8 protein-coding genes and 1 other RNA gene are annotated in these 11900 nt (G+C 44.4%); 5 read left to right on the top strand and 4 right to left on the bottom strand.

Annotated elements, in window-relative coordinates:
• Nucleotides 1-14 precede the first annotated feature (14 nt).
• The 3 genes from smpB (at nt 15) to ssrA (ending at nt 2767) form a co-directional block, all read left to right on the top strand.
• Nucleotides 15-479, top strand: coding sequence for an SsrA-binding protein SmpB (gene smpB / locus DUK53_RS14080; protein WP_036090750.1), 465 nt, complete (start codon nt 15-17; stop codon nt 477-479).
• A gap of 79 nt (nt 480-558) precedes the next feature.
• Nucleotides 559-2166 carry a tetratricopeptide repeat protein gene (locus tag DUK53_RS14075; RefSeq protein ID WP_124892820.1) on the top strand — a complete coding sequence of 536 codons (1608 nt, stop codon included), beginning with the start codon at nt 559-561 and terminating at the stop codon, nt 2164-2166.
• Nucleotides 2167-2399: 233 nt separating this feature from the next.
• Nucleotides 2400-2767, top strand: a transfer-messenger RNA (tmRNA) gene (ssrA, locus tag DUK53_RS14070).
• A 477-nt stretch (nt 2768-3244) separates the two neighbouring features.
• On the opposite strand, the gene DUK53_RS14065 is transcribed toward ssrA, so the two are convergent.
• The 4 genes from DUK53_RS14065 to DUK53_RS14050 all read right to left on the bottom strand — a co-directional run bounded on the left by DUK53_RS14065 (nt 3245) and on the right by DUK53_RS14050 (nt 9250).
• Entirely contained in the window at nt 3245-4570 is a 1326-nt protein-coding gene (locus DUK53_RS14065; RefSeq protein WP_036130212.1) for an APC family permease, read from the bottom strand.
• Between the two features lie 90 nt (nt 4571-4660).
• The gene (locus DUK53_RS14060) at nt 4661-5632 is read right to left on the bottom strand and encodes an L-threonine 3-dehydrogenase (protein ID WP_036090758.1); all 972 of its coding nucleotides are present in this window, start codon (nt 5630-5632) and stop codon (nt 4661-4663) included.
• Between the two features lie 222 nt (nt 5633-5854).
• On the bottom strand, nt 5855-7045 hold the full coding sequence (locus tag DUK53_RS14055; RefSeq protein ID WP_036090760.1) for a glycine C-acetyltransferase: 1191 nt from the start codon (nt 7043-7045) through the stop codon (nt 5855-5857).
• 99 nt (nt 7046-7144) lie between these two features.
• Entirely contained in the window at nt 7145-9250 is a 2106-nt protein-coding gene (locus DUK53_RS14050; protein ID WP_036090761.1) for a BglG family transcription antiterminator, read from the bottom strand.
• 353 nt (nt 9251-9603) lie between these two features.
• Here DUK53_RS14050 and ald point away from each other — a divergent pair, with 353 nt between their 5' ends.
• A complete protein-coding gene (gene ald, locus DUK53_RS14045) occupies nt 9604-10707 on the top strand; it encodes an alanine dehydrogenase (protein WP_036090763.1) in 1104 nt (367 codons plus the stop codon).
• On the top strand, nt 10707-11705 hold the full coding sequence (tdcB, locus tag DUK53_RS14040; RefSeq protein WP_081964400.1) for a bifunctional threonine ammonia-lyase/L-serine ammonia-lyase TdcB: 999 nt from the start codon (nt 10707-10709) through the stop codon (nt 11703-11705). The genes ald and tdcB overlap by 1 nt, the downstream gene beginning before the upstream one ends.
• The last annotated feature ends 195 nt before the right edge of the window (nt 11706-11900 follow it).

Below are 11900 nucleotides of genomic sequence, written 5' to 3'. Positions count from 1 at the left end.
AGGGAAGATGTATCATGCCTAAAGGTGATGGACGTTTACTAGCGCAAAATAAGAAGGCGCGTCATGATTACGCGATTGAAGAGACTTTTGAGGCTGGGATTGTGCTTCAGGGAACGGAGATTAAGTCGGTTCGTAATGCGCGCGTGAATTTGAAGGATGCGTATGCGCGAATCGATCGTGGCGAAATTTTTCTGCATAATATGCATATTAGTCCGTATGAGCAGGGAAATCGCTATAATCATGAACCGCTGCGGACGCGTAAGTTATTGTTGCACAAGAAGCAAATTAACAAGTTAATCGGCGAGACAAAAGAGGCGGGGTACTCGATTATTCCGCTGAAAATGTATATCAAGGATGGCTATGCAAAAGTGTTGATTGGTGTGGCGAAGGGTAAGAAGAAATACGATAAGCGTCAAGATTTGAAGAGTAAAGAAGCGAAACGTGATGTGGAGCGGGCGTTTAAAGAAAGACAGCGATAAGATTGGGAGGCTGAATAGATATGTGGTTGAGATGCCTATCTATTTGGTCTTTTTTAGCAGATATTAATAGGGAGTGTAGATGATGATTCCAACTAGAATAATGAAGTTTGAGGCGTTTATGAAGCTTGTGGATCAGGGGGAGATGACGGAAGCTAGGGAGGTTGCGGCGGCTTATGTGGAAGCGCAACCACGAGGGTTTCTAGGTTATTTATGCTGGACGTATGCGGCGTTTGTTGGGGATGGCGACTTGGATTTGGCAAACGGGTATCTGGAGGAGACGTTGCGATGGGACCCGCGTTGTGAGGAAGCGATTCATTTAGGTGTGTTGATTTGGGCAGACCGCGATGATACTAAGGAGAAATATTTTATCGAGCAAGGGATGCGTTATGTGTCACGGGAGCCGTTTTATCCGTATCGGATGGGGCTTTTGCTTGAAAAGAAGGATTTGAAAGAGGCTGCTGTTTATTTTGAAAAGGCGACGATTTTAGGTTCGCGAAATGCGTCATATCTTGGGAAATACGCGACGGTGATGTATTCGCTAGGCAAGAAAAAGGTTGCGCGTGAGTACATAAAACGGGCGCTCGGAATTGATCCGAATCATACGGAGAACGTGCGGCGTTTCGCGCAGATGAGTTATGAGGCTGGTGATTTTAAGGCTGCTCGGGAATTCTCGGAACGGGCTTTGGAGATGACACCAAATGATTTGGAAGCGCAGACTTTAGTCAGGCAAGCCTATCCAACTGGGAATGGACTAGTAGCTTTTGTTCGGAAATTCGGCATATTTTTCGCACGTTTATTTCGAGGGAAAATGACGGATGCAAAAATAAATGCTGGTTTTCTGCTGGGCTTCGGTATTTTGTATGTGCCATTGTTTTTTATCAACGCGACTTGGGGAATTGCATGTCTTGCGGGTGTTCTAATCGTTGTGGCTCTGGCCAGGTTGATTGCTGATGTTCGATTGGCAAAGCGGAAAATTGGGCGGGTTGAACCGGGACCAGTGCCTGTTATCGCAAAAACGCCAGTACCTAAAGTAGCCACGGCGCCTGCTAAGAAAAACGTGGCACCGCGGGAAGTGAAGAAGCATCGCGAAGTTAATCCACCACTTACGAGGAAAGCGGTAAATAGTAAGCGATTAAACCCAAAAATTATCCTTGTTCCGGCTGCCATTTTGCTTGGATTTGGAATAATTAGTAGCGCGATAGATTCCAATAACGGTTTGGTGGACGGTGAATCTTTCATGGAAGATGATGCATTTGCGGATTCAGAGAGCATCTCGAGCTTTTTAGCGATTCAAGAGGGATATTACGAGGATGCGGATGAGGAGACACGAACGAATGCGCTAGATTATGTGGACGAATCGTATCGGCCAACCTTTGAAAAATTGATGGGAACAGAAGCGCTGAAGGATGAGTTTATGCTTGGAATGACGGATTATTATTTTGATGATCAGGAATTTCAGTATGTAAAAATTATGAATGAAGCGGGCGATTTGTTGTTCCTGGCTGAATTTCAAGAGGGGCAGCTGCATTATCTATACGGTGATAATTGGAATCAGACGGCGGAGGATAAGGCGCGTTATCAAGCGTTGTTGCAGGTGACGGAGGAAGAATACACAGATGAGGATACCGAAGATTATTATATAGAAGAAGATGATGTAATTCTAGACGATGAATATATAGAAGAATAAAATGGATGTCACTCATGATTGGCTTTAATTTGCCATTTGTGAGCCATTCGTGTATAATATTAGATACTGTCACGTTTGGTGTTTCGCAAAAAGAAACATTTTTCTCGTGGAATGTTGATACTAACTCTAAACCATGCAGAATCAAGGAATCCCTCAATTGGGTAGGACGAAGATGATGCTTTAAACAAATTGAGCGGTTGTCGCCAATTTACTAGAGTTAGGCTCTATTACACGGGGACGTTACGGATTCGACAGGGATAGTTCGAGCTTGGATTGCGAGTCGGGGGGATCGGCCTCGTTACAAACGTCAAAGCCAATAATAACTGGCAAAACTAATAATAACCTAGCTTTCGCTGCCTAAGAACAGTCGATAGCTGATCCTCCGTGCATCGCCCATGTGCTACGGTAAGGGTCTCAAATGAAGTGGGATACGATTCTAAGTCTCCGTCTGGGGCTTAGGAGAAGAGCTCAATCAGACTAGCTTTATGGAAGCCTGTTGTCGGGCTGATGTATATGCGAAATCCTAATACGACGACTACGCTCGTAGAAGTCTAAGTGCCGTTATTTCTGGACGTGGGTTCGACTCCCACCGTCTCCATAAGACGAAAAAAATCGCTTGAAGCATTAGTAAAATGTTTCAAGCGGTTTTTTCATGTGGAAAAGCGTTGTTAAATAATCAGAAGGGTGTTATACTGGGTTTATAAGTTTATAGCGTGTCAATACGAAACCCCACAAGTCTTATCACCTTGTGGGGTTTCTTGTCGCCTAAAAACGATTGAGTAACCAATGAATGAGTGCAAGTACAATTCCAATAAATAAGGGGGTTATCAAGCCTCTAATGAAAAATTGTTCTCGCTCCCGTCGTCTTTGTTTATTTCGTTTATAGCGTGTCATGTTCGCACCTCCTTCACGTTAAACACACGCGAAAAAAGTGGGATGGCGACATGGCTAGTATAGCATGATTTGTGTTTTTTGGAATCTATCGAAAAATCCATTTTCACCGCGATTACATCATTTTACAGAACAAAAAAGCATTGGAAAGCGGTTTTTACACCAGTTTCCAATGCTTTTACTACTGTTATTCAGAAAAATGACCTTTTTTCTTTTTGTAAAGGTAGATTGGTAGTCCGATTGCTGTTAGAACTAGTCCAATTCCGGCGTTCATCGGTTGGGTGAAGAGGGTGTTGAGTACGATGAAGGCACCACCTAGAATCGCAATGATTGGTATCACTGGATAGAGTGGAACTTTGTATGGCCGGACGAGTTCTGGTTCTCGTTTTCGCAGTACGAAGACGGCAATGAACGTGAGTGTGTAGAAAATCCAAATGACGAAGATAAGCATGTCGGTTAATTGGTTGAATCCTCCGCTGAAAATCATGATGATGGAAATGAGTAGAATCACGATTCCGCCGTTGTAAGGGACACTACTTTTCGCACCAAGTTTCTTGAACCAGTTACTGAATGGCAGTTGGTTATCAAGAGCCATTGCGTACGGGATACGAATTCCGGTCATTGTGTAGCCGTTGATTGTGCCGAATACAGAGATCAGAATACCAACAGTGATGAGCTTACCGCCAATCGAGCCGAAGATGATATTCGCAACGTCTGATGCTGGTGTTGCTGTAGCAGCTAGTGCAGCGGCTGGCATAACGAACAAGTAAGCGATATTGATCAATAAGTACACCAACATAACGCCAGTTAGACCGAACACGATAGCTTTTGGTAAATCTTTTTTCGGGTTTTTCATTTCGCCGGCAATGTTACCAACGTGAATCCAGCCGTCATACGCAAACATGGTTGCTACGAGACCTGATCCTAAGCTTGTCAAAAATGGGTGATCTTCTACGCTGATCGGGAATAACCGGAACGCAACGTCTCCCTGATGAAAGAGTCCAAATATAATAATTAAGATAAGTGGTACTAGTTTGCAGATTGTTGTGACTGCTTGGAATGACCCAGCGACTTTTGCCCCGATAAAATTCATGAGCATAATGAACGCTGCTGCTGCAATGGCCACTGGGACGATGATGCCATCACCAGTTCCAAAAAGGTTCGCGACTTGTGTTGCAAAAATGATTGATAATGCCGCGATATTCGCTGGGAAGTAAATAACGGTTTGCGCCCAGCCAAGTAAGTACGCGGTTAATTTGCCATATGTTTTTTGAAGGTACATCATCATTCCACCGGTTTGTGGGATGGCAGCGGAAAGCTCGGCTGCGGTTAGCCCTCCACAGATGGTGATGACGCCGCCGAGAATCCAAGCTAGCAGGCCAAGACTCGCGGTTCCTGTTGCTGAATAAACGGCCTCAGGTTTGAAAAATACGCCGGAACCGATAACAGTTCCCATAACAATGGTTAGTGCAGTAAAAAAGCCAATCTCTTTTTTTAGTTTCTGATTTTCCATGTGTTTTCCCCTCGCTTGTTGTCAGGAATCAGCGCCCCCTTTGAACACTAATTCCTAGTCAACAGTTGTTTTGTTAAAAATAGAAATTTATTAATGCCTTACTACTGTATCATTTTCTAGCTTTTTTGTCAGCTTTTCCAGCATATCTTTTGTCATGCGGTCTAGGTCATATTGCGGGTCAAAATCCCATTCGTTTCTAGCACAGCTTGCATCGAGTGAATCTGGCCATGAGTCTGCAATCGCTTGGCGGGCAGGATCAACATCATATTTCAGCTCAAAATCAGGGATAAATTTGCGAATGGACGCGGCGATTTGTTCTGGTTCAAAGCTCATTGCCGTGATATTGAAGGCATTGCGATGAACTAAACGTTTTGGATCCGCTTTCATCAGTTTGATAATAGCATCGATTGCGTCTGGCATATACATCATATCCATGTGCGTGCCTTTCGCGATGAACGAGGTGTAGCTCTTATTTTTCAGTGCTTCGTAGTAAATATCTACGGCATAATCGGTGGTTCCGCCGCCTGGAAGTGTTTTGTAGGAAATCAGGCCTGGGAAGCGCACGCCGCGAGTGTCTACGCCAAATTTGTGGAAATAGTAGTCGCATAGTAGTTCGCCGCTTACTTTGGTGACACCGTACATGGTCGTTGGGCGTTGCAAGGTGTCTTGTGGCGTGTTATCTGCTGGTGTGCCAGGTCCGAACGAGCCAATCGAGCTTGGTGTGAAGAATTTCAATTTCAATTCGCGAGCGACTTCAAGTGCGTTCACAAGACCGCCCATATTGAGGCTCCACGCGAGTTGTGGTTTTTCTTCGGCTACAGCAGAAAGCAATGCGGCCAAATGAATAATCGTGTCGACTTCATATTCACGCGCGATATCCATCATTTTATCTTTATCGGTTACGTCTAAAATTTCGAAGGGACCGCTTTCAATAACTTCGTTGCCAGCGATACGGCGGATGTCTGTTGCGATAACGCTGTCCGTGCCGTTTTCAGCGCGCAAACGCATCGTTAATTCGGAGCCAATTTGACCTAGACAACCAGTGATAAGTACTTTTTTCATTTAAAAAACCTCCATTGTATTAGAAATCGTATTTTTATATGTTCTATCGCTTTAGTGGTATAATTAAGTTTGGTATTAGAAAGAGTAATCGGCTGGGTGAACATTGAGACGAATGGCCACTCAGTTGCTCTTTTTTGTTTCTTAATCACACGAATTGAGTTGTTATTTTACTTTGGAAGGGAGCGAAAGTGCGTTTGAAATCACTTTCTCCCAGCCTGTTTTTTAGATGACTTTTAGTTCTTTGCCGACTTTTTCGTATGTTGCTAGTACTTCGTCGAGCATTTCTTTCGTGTGGGCAGCGGTTGGCATGTTACGTACGCGGCCGGTACCTTTTGGAACGGTTGGGAAGACGATGGATTTCGCATAAACGCCTTCTTCTAGCAAACGACGTGAGAATTGTTGTGTTAGGTTCTCGTCGCCGATGATGCAAGGCGTGATGGGTGTTTCGGAATGACCGATGTCAAAACCTAATTTTGCTAAGCCGATTTTTAGATACGTGCCATTTCCCCATAGTTTTTCCATGCGTTCTGGGTCGCTTTCCATGATATCGATGGCTTCGATACATGCTGCTGCGGTTCCAGGTGTTAAAGAGGTCGAGAATAGGAACGGTCTAGCGCGAACTTTTAGCCAATCGATGAGTTGTTGGGAGCCTGCTACGTAGCCGCCGACAACGCCGATTGCTTTAGATAGGGTACCCATTTGGAAGTCGATTTTGTCGGACATGCCGAAATGTTTTACGGTCCCTGCACCTTTGCCCATTACGCCTGAGCCATGCGCGTCATCTACATAAGTAATTAAGCCGAATTCTTCTGCGATAGCAACGATTTCAGGGATTTTTGCAACATCGCCATCCATGGAAAAAACGCCATCCGTGATGTACATAATTTTTTCGTATAGTCCGCTTTCTGTTGCTTCTTTGGCGACGCGGCGAAGATCGTCCATGTCTTGATGCTTGGCGCGCAATACTTTAGCACCGGATAGGCGACACCCGTCAATAATCGATGCGTGATTCAGTTCATCGGAAATGATGGCGTCTTTTTTCGTCATAACGGCGGATATAGCGCCCATGTTACAGTTGAAACCGGATTGGAAAGCGATCGCAGCTTCGGTATGCTTGAATTCTGCTAGGCGTGTTTCGAGTTCATTATGGATTGTCATGGTACCGTTGATAGTGCGCACAGCCCCAGCGCCGACGCCATATTGTTCGGTTGCTTCGATGCATTTCTTTTTCAGGCGGTCGTCATTGGAGAAGCCTAAATAGTTATTGGAAGAAAGGTTGATCAACTCAGCGCCGTTCACCTTGATCTTCGCGCCGTTTGGACCTTCAACGGTATCGATAGTGTTGTAAAGTCCTTGATCTCGTAGTGCTTGTAATTGTGGTTCTAGAAAGTCGTTTAAAACTTTGTTCGTCATGTGAGAGATGCCTCCTAAAAAATTTTTTATATATTATCACGCGTCCCTTACGCCGGATGGGGTTGGGAAAGGGAACCGCGCGGTAATGCCAAAATAAAACTAGAAACCAAGCGATCGATCGGTCACCAGATGGTTGATGTTCTTTTGTTCTAAAAACTCTTGAAGTATCGAGAGAATCAGGTTTTTGATTTTTTCTGGGTTGCCGGATTCAATCATGCTGGTCGCGATTTCATCTTCGGTTAACATCGTGATTAAGTAGGTGAAAATCTCGATTTCTTCGCTCGATAAGGTTTCTGGAAGTAAGAAGACGAGGATGTTCGTGATGTTGACTTTGCCTTCTGATGCGATGTGCATTTCTAAATTATGCTTGGAGCTAAAAACGTGAACCGAGGCCGTTTCAACCTCTGTATTAATAAGAAACATGGCCGTATTTGTTCCGCAGGCCAAGACTTTGCGGTGATTCTCGTGTTTGTTTAATTGTTCGTAAAGGTCGTCCGCCGCGAGATTGGTTTTCTGGGCGATCTCTTGACTGAAGCCGCGGAGGTTATCTTCTAAATTGCGGGTCATCACGCTGCTCGCTGTAAAATGGGTCGCCTTAATGAGTGAGATAATTAAATGATAATAGGTTTGCATCACAGTCAAACTCGATAAAGCCGTCTCAAAATCGGTCGTTGCAACGGCATCCATTGGGAAAGTCTCGTTTTGCTTACGATTCGCGATTTTTTCGAGCTTTTTATTGATGGCGTTGATTTCATTATCTGTGAAAAAAATACTGATAAATTGATAATCATGGGCGAAATTCTCTAAGTGTGATGTCGAGAGGATCATATCGTATTTTTCTAGATTGGTTTCTTTCATAAGATCGATTGGCGTGATGAACTTCATTTTTTTTAGCTTAGGTAAGCGCTTCCTAAATCTTGCTTGTAGCCAGGTATTGATGCCACTGCTGCGCGAGGTCACGATGAGTGCGCTGTACGGTCGCATGTTTTCAGAATGGATAATCGCGGCTTCGAAGTGAAGGACGATGAATCCAGTTTCTTCTTCGGGAATTTGTTTAAAGGGATAGACGTCACACGCTGCTCTGTGCACGATGTCGAATAAATCCGGGAACTCGGCTTTGATCATTTCGAGTAGTGGATTGCTCATCGGCATTTTTTTCTTCAATCGGATGATGGAATACTGGATGTGTTCGGTAAGCCCTTTTAAAACAGTGATTTGTGATAGCGGTGTATCTATTTCTTTCGCGACACGGGAAATGAGTTTTTTCGCGATTCGAATGGCTTGTACTTTCTCGTTTCGGTAAAAAACATCTTGTCCGCGGCGAATTTCTGATTCGAGCACGAGCATCGTTAGCTCCGCGATTTCGCTGTCTGGAATTTCGACCATATCTGGCAAACAGTCACGCAAAATCCGTTCGGCGATGTCGTATTCAGGGTATTCTTGCAGGAAAACATGATTGCCGTCACTTTTAGCGATGATTTTCCCTTTTGGAATTTGTTGAATCGTTATCATGAGGTAAGTCAGCAGGTTTATGTAGGAATCATTGCTAATTTCATAGGAAAGCTTTTTCATCCATTTAGTGATAATCGGATCGCACATGTGCAAAAGGGATAGGTCGACGAAATCCGCGATACGCTCATCGATGTGGGCTTCGTTATCATCTAGGAGGTCGCTGAACATTTGATAGAGCTTGATTTTCGGAACTGTCATTAAAAGCAGTTCTCCGAGCAGTTCGCGTTTTTCTAGGACGGAAGATTCTAATTCGACGCCGATGCCACGTTTTCGCTTAATGTGGATTTTGCCGTTCCAGTCTTCTTCCAGCCGGGTTAAATCACTGCTCACAGTGGCGACGGTGACCGAAAGTTCGTTGGCAAGCGCAATCAATTTCACCGGTTCGGACTCGTTTAAAAGCACCCGCAAAATGATTTGTTGTCTCTCAAAAGGTGTAAACTCATTATTGACGAGTTCCAATATGTTTTTTTGAATGCGATCACGATGGGCAGACGCGCCGGTGACAGTGAGCCGACTCCCGTGTTTGACTAAGGTTAATTTGAAATCCTGCAATGTTTCGCCGACTTCTTTTAAATCGCGACGCACGGTTCGTTCGCTGACATCTAAATAAGAAGCGAGCTGTGCAATCGAAATATCGCCGGGTACCGATAGGATTTTTTCTAAAATGATTCGTGAGCGTGCAGATAGGTACATTATGTTTCTTCCTTTCGCAGAAATTTTCCCCATGAAAGCTGCGTATGCGTTTCATTTTCTTTCGCTGCTAAAGATTCACCTTACACCCTTATACTATGACTCCGCTTGCATATAAGCAATACAAACATATTGCTAATTTGTCCAGTTTTGAAATTGAAAAGTTGGACAAAGTTATATCAAGCCACGAAATGAGTGCTTTTCCTAGTGTTTGCAGGTGTTGGCGCGCAATGCTTTTCGGGATTTAATTGCTATTTTATATTGTGAAATACTTATCAAACTCGATTTGACAGCGTTTACGTCAGGGTGCTATTCTGTACTCGCAAACACAATCTAAAAGAAGGACGTGAACGAAGATGAGAATTAGTGTCGTGAAAGAAATCAAGGCGGGCGAGGCTCGTGTTGGTATGACGCCTGAAAACGCGGCGGTATTGGTGAACCAAGGGAACGTTGTATTAGTAGAACAAGATGCTGGGATTGGTTCCGGTTATACAAATCAAGAATATGTGGACGCTGGTGCGACGCTTGTTGATCAAGCAGAAGCATGGATGGCGGACATGGTTGTCAAAGTGAAAGAGCCACAGCCTTCCGAATATCCGTTTTTCAAGCGAGGTCAGATTATCTGGGGATTTCTTCATTTAGCCGCGTCGAAACCGTGTGTGGAAGCCCTTTTAAAAGCAGGTGCCACAGCGATTGGCGGGGAAACGATTGAAAAAGATGGCGTGCTTACGTTGTTAAAACCAATGAGCGCGATTGCAGGACGTCGAGCGATTTTCATGGGTGCGTATTATTTGGAAAAACAACATCAAGGTGAGGGAATCTTGCTATCTGGAATTGAAAATATCCCGGCTGGTGAGGTGGTGATTCTTGGTGGGGGAAACGCAGCGATCAACGCGTGCGATATGGCGATTGGAATTGGCTGTAGCGTGACGATTTTGGAGTTGAATCCAGAACGAATTGCGTATTTAACGGAACATTACGCAGGGAAATCAGTCACAATTTTGCCATCGACAACGGAAAATCTCGAGCGGGAAATCCAGAAGGCGGACGTCTTTATTTCGACAATCCTCATTCCTGGAGCGAAACCGCCAAAAATAGTCAAGGAATCTATGGTGAAATCGATGAAACCGGGCAGCGTCATTGTTGATATCGCTATCGATCAAGGCGGAACGGTGGAAACCATCGAGCACTATACGACGCATGATGATCCGATTTTTATCAAGCATGGTGTGCTTCATTATGCGGTTCCAAACATGCCGGGTGCGACGCCTAGAACCTCGACCATGGCGCTGGCAACGGGGAACCTTCCGTATTTATCAGCCATCGCGGAAAAAGGACTGGAACAAGCCTTACGCGCAGATGTTTCTTTGGCAAGTGGGCTGAACATTCATCAAGGGAACATCATGTCAAAAAGCCTCGCCGACACGTTAGGAATGGAATATAGTGAGGTACTCCAATGATGAAAACCGACGAATATGTGACGATTTGGGACATTAATAAAGCGAAAGAAGTGCTTCAAGATAACGCCCGCAAAACACCGCTTGTAAAATCATTCTACTTAACAAGTGTGGCAGAAGCAAACGTTTACCTAAAGTTAGAAAACATGCAATTAACTGGCTCTTTCAAATTCCGTGGTGCTTATAACAAAATCGCGGCCTTGACGACGACCGAAAAGGAGCACGGTGTCATCGCTTGTTCAGCAGGAAATCACGCGCAAGGCGTTGCTCTGTCCTCAAAATTACTCGGAATCAATAGTAAAATCGTGATGCCTGAAACCGCGCCACAAGCTAAAATCGATGCAACGAGAGGTTATGGTTCGGACGTTGTTTTATATGGGCAAACGTTTGATGAAGCTAAAGAGAAGTGCATCGAAATCGCGGAGAAAACAGGACGCACCTTTTTGCATCCATATGACGATCCGGCGGTGATTGCTGGGCAAGGAACGATTGGTTTGGAGATTTTGGACAACATGTGGGATGTCGATACGGTTATCGTGCCAATTGGTGGCGGTGGTTTAATATCGGGCATCGCGATTGCGCTGAAATCGTTTAATCCGAACATTCGCATTATCGGCGTGCAAGCGGAAAATGTGCATGGCATGAAATCGTCGTTTGATGCTGAAAAAATCACGCCGCATTACGCAGCGCCAACGATGGCAGATGGCTGTGCGGTGAAAGTTCCTGGGGACATCACGTTTTCTATTGTGAAAGAATTGGTAGACGAGATCATCACGGTTTCGGAAGACGAGTTAGAACAAGCGATGAAAGATTTGCTACAGCGTGGAAAAGCGGTTGTTGAAGGCGCCGGGGCACTCAGCACGGCCGCACTCGTTTCCGATAAAATAACAGATTATGTGCAAGGCAAAAATGTTGTTTGCATCATATCTGGCGGAAATGTTGATTTAGAGCGAATTTCTCAAGTTTGCGAACATTTCTTTTCTAGCGAAGTTGTCGAGTAATAGTAATCACAATCATTGTAACTAGTTGCTAAAGTGGGTATACTTAGAAAAACAGTACTATCCGTAGAAGTCTAGTGGTAGTAAGTCAAGTGAAAAGGAGTAGTTATTCGAGTAAAAACTTCGTTTTAAGACCGAACAAAACTAAGCCCGCCAAAATAGTGATTTTTTCGGGCATTACCAAGTATGCGAACATAA

The organism is Listeria sp. SHR_NRA_18 (genome assembly GCF_003856515.1).
Lineage (GTDB): Bacteria > Bacillota > Bacilli > Lactobacillales > Listeriaceae > Listeria_A > Listeria_A newyorkensis.
The sequence above is the reverse complement of the archived record's forward strand: the minus strand, read 5'-3'. Positions and strand labels throughout refer to the sequence as shown.